This is a genomic window from Pseudomonas sp., from assembly GCF_051660785.1.
Classification (GTDB): Bacteria; Pseudomonadota; Gammaproteobacteria; order Pseudomonadales; family Pseudomonadaceae; genus Aquipseudomonas.
The window spans coordinates 41,293-47,616 of record NZ_JBOFQE010000007.1; the positions used below are offsets into that span (position 1 = coordinate 41,293).

Here is a 6,324-nt window from a genome sequence, read left to right on the forward strand (position 1 = left end):
TATAATAAAAAAAGAAACTTTAATGAGGACATGGAATATGACGCTTCGCCTCTTTTTCCATAGTGATGACCTCAAGGCCAACGTGGAAGTCCTGGATTGCACGCCACAGGAAAACGAATTTGCGGTGGTGCTGCGCGCCACGTTGTTTCACCCCCAGGGTGGCGGTCAGCCTTGCGATACCGGCTGGATCGGTGAGAGCCAGGTCCTGCGCGTGGTCCAGGACCCGGACCGAATCATTCATTTCGTTGATCGCCCGGTAAAACCGGGCATGACTCAGATTCGGATTGATGAGCAACGCCGCCAGTTCAATTCACGCATGCATTCGGCCGGCCACCTGATCGGCCACTTTGTCCAGGCCCTGGGCTGGATGCCGACCAAAGCTCACCACTGGCCGGGCGAAGGACGCGTGCAATTCAAACCGGCAGAGTCGGCAAAAGAGGTGGAGGCCGAGAAGGTTCAGCACGCCATCGAGCAATGGGTTGCCCAGGATCTGCCACGCCTGACGTCGATGCGCGAAGGCGCCCGGGAAATTGGTTTCGGTGAACTGCCCGCCTATGGCTGCGGCGGCACCCATGTACGTAGCCTGAAGGATTTGGGCACGGTCACGATCGCTTCCCTTTCACTGAAAAAGGGAACGCTGTCAGTCCACTACAGCGTGGATTGAGCATTTGGGCGATGGCGTCCCCGTCATCGCCTGACGCCCGGGGGAGCCTGCATTCGCGGGTTCTGTTGACTATCTGATAGATGGACCTAAGACATGATGCTTGACGTCGAGCGTCTCGATGAGACGTGCATAAAAAAACTGGCCAACGAAGAAGTCCTCGCCATCCGCGTCAAAGGCTTGCTGCCCCAGCCGCTGGCGATTCAGATTGGCGACAAGATCCTCGCTCCGGGCTTCGAAGGCTATATCAATGCGCCGAGCATCGGTCGCATCGGCATGGCGTTTTATGAGGCGGAAAACCAGCCGTTGCTGATCGAGGATTATTTCGAGCACGCCTCGCGCAACATCGAGGAGTTGCGCAAACGCTGCGCACCCTACTCCTCCCCGGTCGACACCCTGCGCTGCATGCTCGATGAGACTTGGCCGGCGGGTGCGCATCTGGAAAATCTCTACGGTCGCAAGATGTATGTCGGGCTGTCCCGCGTAGTGAAACCGGGTGTGTGCTTTCTCGCCCATCACGACATTTTCGCCAAGGACGCCCCGGACAGTTTCCAGGCCCGGAGTCTGGAAGCGCAGTTCGCCTGCAACGTTTACCTGAACATGCCGAGCGAAGGCGGCGCGCTGCAGATGTGGGACCACGACATTTCTCCGGATCAGTTCGACGAAATGCGCGGCGACAGCTACGGCATCGACCCGGCCCTGCTTGGCACTCCGACTCTGGAGATCCGTCCTGAGCCAGGTGATTTCATCATGTTCAATTCGCGCTGCATGCACTCGGTGACACCGGGTGTGGCGGATCCGCGATTGAGCCTTTCGTTCTTTGTCGGCTATCGCGGCAATGCTTCACCCCTTACTTTCTGGAGTTGAAATGCTTTCGAATTACCTGGGCGAGTTCCTGGCGCTGGCGACCATTCACTTTCTGGCTGTAGTCGCACCGGGACCGGACTTCGCGGTCACCATCCGTCAGAGTGTGCGTTTCGGCCGATTGATCGGGATCTGCACAGCACTGGGTATTGGTGCGGGGATTTCCGTGCACGTGCTTTACACCCTGCTCGGGGTCGGCGCCTTGATGCACACGACGCCCTGGTTATTGACCGTGGCCAAGGTGGTGGGTGGCGCTTACATTTTGTACCTCGGTGTCAGCCTGCTGCGCAGTCAACCCAAGTCCGTGCTTGAAGGTGAAAAAGTCACTGATGAGCCGGTCGTTGAGCAAACGCTGCTGAAGGCATTCACCACCGGTTTTCTGACCAACGCGACCAACCCCAAGGCGACGCTGTTTTTCCTGGCGATTTTCACCACGATCATCAGCGCCACGACACCGCTGAAGGTCCAGGCGCTGTATGGGGTGTGGATGTGTTTCGTGAACGCGCTGTGGTTCGTGATCGTCGCGCTGTTCTTTTCCAGCGCCCGGGTGCGATTGCTGTTCATGCGCATGGGGCATTGGTTCGAACGCACCATGGGGGTGATTCTGATCCTGTTCGCCGGGCGCCTGATTCTGTCGATGTAAAACCGTCTGAAACGCAAAAAGGCCCGCTCGGGCCTTTTTCGTTTCTGCGCCGCTTTTGCATTTCTGTGCGACAGATCCCACTTCAGGGCTCCCGCAACACTCAGTTACAGTGTTAGGTTGGAAGCGTTTCTGTCTCATCGATCAGAAACTTCTCACAAACTGCCTGCAAAGGAATGCCTTCAACAATGAATTTCTCACTCAAGCACCTGGCTGCGTCAACCCTGATTCTGGCCAGCCTTTCATCGTTCACCCTGACCGCGCAGGCCAACATCACCCCGCAACAGAGCGCGGCGATCCTCAAGTCCTTCAGTGACGCATCGGCAACGGATTTCAGGCAATTCCTGGGCGGCCTGGCCAAGAGCGACCTCGGCAAAACCGCCAATCTCGGCCCGGCCATCAGCGCCTTCCTCGACAACAAGACCCTTACGCCAGAACAACAGAACGAGATCCATCGCCTGCTTGGTCTCTACGCACGGGTGAAATACGGCAGCGCTGCCACCGAAACCCTGCGCGAGTTGGTGGCCATCCCGACTTTCCGCGTCGACGGCGTTGACCAGCACGACAATCCCGAATTCATCAAGATCGCCGACAAGATCAAGAACCTGGCGCAGGCGTTCAACCTGAACTTCCGCAACATCGACAATCGCGTCTATGAGATCTCCCTTGAAGGCAAAGGTGATGAAGTCGTGGGCATTCACGCGCATGCCGATGTGGTGCCCGTGACGCCGGAGAACTGGGTCCTGAAAGACGGCACCAAACTCGATCCGTTCAAGGTCACCCTGATCGGCGACCGCATGTATGGCCGGGGCACCGAAGATGACAAGAACGGCATCGTCGTGGCGCTTTATGCGATGAAGATCATCAAAGAAGAAAAGCTGCCACTGGCACGGAATTTCAAGCTGCTGGTCGACACCACCGAAGAAACCACCGGCGACGCCATCCCTTATTACTTCGAAAACAACCCGACGCCCAACTACAACCTGGCGCTGGATGGTGGCTATCCGGTGGTGATTGCCGAGAAAGGCTACGGCACGGTAATGGCGAATTTTCCCAAGCGTAAGGCCGAGGGCAAAGGCGCGGAAATCATCTCGATGACTGGCGGTCTGGCCACCAATCAGATCCCGTCGGCTTCCGTTGTCACATTGGTGACTGACAAGCCCGCCGAATTGGCCTCAAGTCTGCAAAAGGCCGGCACTGAATATGCCAAGCGCAACGGCGGCGATTTCAAAGTGAACGCCAAGGTCGATGGCAAGGACGTGAAGCTGACGGTCACTGGCGTTTCCGCCCACTCCTCCGAGCCGGAGTCCGGCGTCAACCCAGTGTCCAGAATGCTGGTCTTCATCAACAGCCTCGACGGCAAGGTTGCGCTCAAGCACAACCACATCACCGACGCTGCCCGCTACGCTGCGGACAACTGGGGGCTGGATTATCTGGGTGGCAAATTGGGCGTCGGTTTTTCCGATGCCTTCATGGGGCCGCTGACCGCTTCCCTGACCTATGTCGGCATGGATGACAAAGCCTTCAAGCTGGCGGTAAACCTGCGCGTGCCGAAGGGTAAGTCCCCGGAAACACTCAAGACCGAAATCGCCGACAAGCTTGACGCCTGGAGCAAGAAGACCCACGTTGCGGTGGCCTTCGACTACTCGATTGCCGAACCGATGTACCGCAATCCTGAAGGCGAATGGGTCAAGGCCTTGCTCGCCGTGGCCAGCGAAAACCTGGGCATGGAACACAAGTATGGCACCTCCGCTGGCGCCACCTCAGTCCATGAACTGCCCAATGGCGTGCAATTCGGCCTGGCTCGGCCCGAGGTCAAGTACACCGGGCACACTGACAACGAGTTCAAGACCGTTGACCAGTTCCTGCTGGATCTGCAAATCGTGACGGAAATGATGGGGCGCATCGGGCAGCTGCCGAAGCTCTGATCGCTTTATCGGACCCGCTGTTGTGGCGGGTCCGACACGTTGAAGTCCTGATTCCTGCACAAACAAAAAAAGGACCTTGAGGTCCTTTTTTATAAATGATGCACAAACAAAAACGCCGCTCATCACTGAGCGGCGTTTTCGTTAAATATGGAGCGGGAAACGAGACTCGAACTCGCGACCCCGACCTTGGCAAGGTCGTGCTCTACCAACTGAGCTATTCCCGCAAATGGCGTCCCCTAGGGGACTCGAACCCCTGTTACCGCCGTGAAAGGGCGGTGTCCTAGGCCACTAGACGAAGGGGACACGCTAACTGAAACACATGGTGTGTATTTCAGTGCCCAAATCCGCATCCGAAGATGTCGGCTCTGGCTTCACTCAACGTTGCCCGAGAGCAACGCTGCTTAAAATTGGAGCGGGAAACGAGACTCGAACTCGCGACCCCGACCTTGGCAAGGTCGTGCTCTACCAACTGAGCTATTCCCGCATATGGCGTCCCCTAGGGGACTCGAACCCCTGTTACCGCCGTGAAAGGGCGGTGTCCTAGGCCACTAGACGAAGGGGACACACGTACAACATTCACTCCCTACCGCGTTTCGCTGTGTGCTTTACGCTGTAAGTGGCGCGCATTCTATGGATGGATTGAGGGGTCGTCAACCCCCAGATATAAATTTATTTAAATCAATGACTTCGCCCCGCTTTCAGCCGGGATTACGGGTTTTCCGTCAACTGACCTTTGGCCGCTATATTCTGGCAACCACCAAGACGTTATAGTCCGCCGCCGAAGATGATGGCAATGTGATCCACCTTTGCCAGCATTTATATAAGTCGAACCACGGCCGATATAAAGACAGCCACAACCGATTCAACTCGTCGAGCGGCCCTATGCGCCCAAATGCCAAGCCACTACACTCGATCGCGAACCCTATAAAGAGGTCTTACCGGTGACACCACTCATGATCACCCTGCTAGTCGTAGCCGGGATCGCACTATTGATCGCCATTGGCTACATGAACCATGTGGTGGAAAACAACAAGCTGGAAAAGGCCCGTACCAAGGTTGAACTCAACGACCGCCTGCGTCGTTGCGGCGAAATCACCGAGACCTTCCCAGGCCAGTTGATGACACCGGGCCTCAAGCTGCTGTTGACCCGCCTGGAACTCAACGTCTGTCAGCGATTGCTCAACCTGGAAAAAACCAGCGCCAACCTCAGGGCCCGCATTACCGAACTGGAAGCCCTCGCCGCCCAAGGTGAATCGATCCCGGTCAACAACCCACCCGCACCGATCCAGACCGAAGCCAAGGCCAAGGACGTGCGCTTCCTGCTCGAAGCCCTGCACGGCCAGATCACCCGCGCCGCACAGGACGGCTTCCTGCCGACCAACGAAGCCAAGCGCTGGATCCGCGAAGTGCGCCACATCCTGGTCCTGCTGCACATCGAGTTCTTCAACAACCTCGGCCAGCAATGCCTGCAACAAAACCAGCCAGGCCAGGCCCGCCTCGCCTTCGAACGCGGCGTGCAATACCTGCGTAAACAGCAGGAACCGCAGGTCTACGCCGAACAACTCGAATACCTGGAAAAACTCCTGGCTCGCGCCAATGCCATGGTGATGGACAACATCGCGGCCGTTGAAAGCGAGGCAAACCAATTGAACGTAGGCCTCAAAGACGTCGAGGCGGATGCGGACTGGAAGAAGAAAGTGATCTACGACTGATCAGAAGACATAGAGAAGCCACCGCAAGGTGGCTTTTTTTATGGGTTGGGTTTGGTGGATGAGTACAACAGGGAAAGATAGGTTGGCTGTCAGGCCGCCATCGCTGGCAGGCCAGCTCCCACAGGGTTCGGTGCAGACCTGCTAGAGATTGGTCGGCTGTCAGGCCGCCATCGCTGGCAAGCCAGTTCCCACAAGGTCGGTGTCCATCTGCAAGTGATTGGTCGGCTGTCAGATCGCCATCGCTGGCAAGCCAGCTCCCACAGGGGGTCGGGGTACATCTGCAAGTTAGTGGTCGGCTGTCAGGCCGCCATCGCTGGCAGGCCAGCTCCCACAGGGGGTCGGGGTACAACTGCAAGAAATTGGTCGGCTGGCAGGCCGCTATCGCTGGCAGGCCAGCTCCCACAGGGGGTTGGTGTATATCAGCAAGAAACTGGTCGGTTGTCAGGTCGCCATCGCTGGCAGGCCAGCTCCCACAGGTCTGGTGTACATCAGCAAGAAATTGGTCGGCTGGCAGGCCGC

General features: G+C 57.4%; 5 protein-coding genes and 4 tRNA genes. 5 read left to right on the top strand and 4 right to left on the bottom strand.

Going from position 1 to position 6,324, the window contains the following annotated elements; all coding sequences use genetic code 11:
• Positions 1 to 37: 37 nt before the first annotated feature.
• From ACRC4F_RS02380 to ACRC4F_RS02395, 4 genes are all read left to right on the top strand, one after another.
• A complete protein-coding gene (locus ACRC4F_RS02380) occupies positions 38 to 664 on the top strand; it encodes an alanyl-tRNA editing protein (RefSeq protein ID WP_438657917.1) in 627 nt (208 codons plus the stop codon).
• Positions 665 to 757: 93 nt separating this feature from the next.
• Positions 758 to 1,528: a 2OG-Fe(II) oxygenase gene (locus ACRC4F_RS02385; RefSeq protein WP_438657918.1), complete on the top strand. Its 771-nt coding sequence runs from the start codon at positions 758 to 760 to the stop codon at positions 1,526 to 1,528.
• A 1-nt stretch (position 1,529) separates the two neighbouring features.
• The gene (locus ACRC4F_RS02390; protein ID WP_438657919.1) at positions 1,530 to 2,168 is read left to right on the top strand and encodes a LysE family translocator; all 639 of its coding nucleotides are present in this window, start codon (positions 1,530 to 1,532) and stop codon (positions 2,166 to 2,168) included.
• A 185-nt stretch (positions 2,169 to 2,353) separates the two neighbouring features.
• Entirely contained in the window at positions 2,354 to 4,093 is a 1,740-nt protein-coding gene (locus ACRC4F_RS02395; protein ID WP_438657920.1) for a dipeptidase, read from the top strand.
• A gap of 148 nt (positions 4,094 to 4,241) precedes the next feature.
• Here the strand turns inward: ACRC4F_RS02395 and ACRC4F_RS02400 are convergent.
• The 4 genes from ACRC4F_RS02400 to ACRC4F_RS02415 all read right to left on the bottom strand — a co-directional run bounded on the left by ACRC4F_RS02400 (position 4,242) and on the right by ACRC4F_RS02415 (position 4,656).
• Positions 4,242 to 4,317 (bottom strand) — tRNA-Gly (locus ACRC4F_RS02400).
• 3 nt (positions 4,318 to 4,320) lie between these two features.
• Positions 4,321 to 4,396 (bottom strand) — tRNA-Glu (locus tag ACRC4F_RS02405).
• A gap of 105 nt (positions 4,397 to 4,501) precedes the next feature.
• Positions 4,502 to 4,577: transfer RNA gene (locus ACRC4F_RS02410), tRNA-Gly, on the bottom strand.
• 3 nt (positions 4,578 to 4,580) lie between these two features.
• Positions 4,581 to 4,656 (bottom strand) — tRNA-Glu (locus ACRC4F_RS02415).
• 378 nt (positions 4,657 to 5,034) lie between these two features.
• On the opposite strand from ACRC4F_RS02415, the gene ACRC4F_RS02420 reads away from it, so the two are divergent.
• Positions 5,035 to 5,805, top strand: coding sequence for a hypothetical protein (locus ACRC4F_RS02420; RefSeq protein WP_438657921.1), 771 nt, complete (start codon positions 5,035 to 5,037; stop codon positions 5,803 to 5,805).
• Positions 5,806 to 6,324 lie beyond the last annotated feature (519 nt).

Excerpts from the sequence above, each read along its gene's own strand:
- ACRC4F_RS02380 (WP_438657917.1), top strand. The coding sequence starts at position 38 with ATGACGCTTCGCCTCTTTTTCCATAGTGATGACCTCAAGGCCAACGTG.
- ACRC4F_RS02385 (WP_438657918.1), top strand. The coding sequence starts at position 758 with ATGATGCTTGACGTCGAGCGTCTCGATGAGACGTGCATAAAAAAACTG.
- ACRC4F_RS02395 (WP_438657920.1), top strand. The coding sequence starts at position 2,354 with ATGAATTTCTCACTCAAGCACCTGGCTGCGTCAACCCTGATTCTGGCC.
- ACRC4F_RS02390 (WP_438657919.1), top strand. The coding sequence starts at position 1,530 with ATGCTTTCGAATTACCTGGGCGAGTTCCTGGCGCTGGCGACCATTCAC.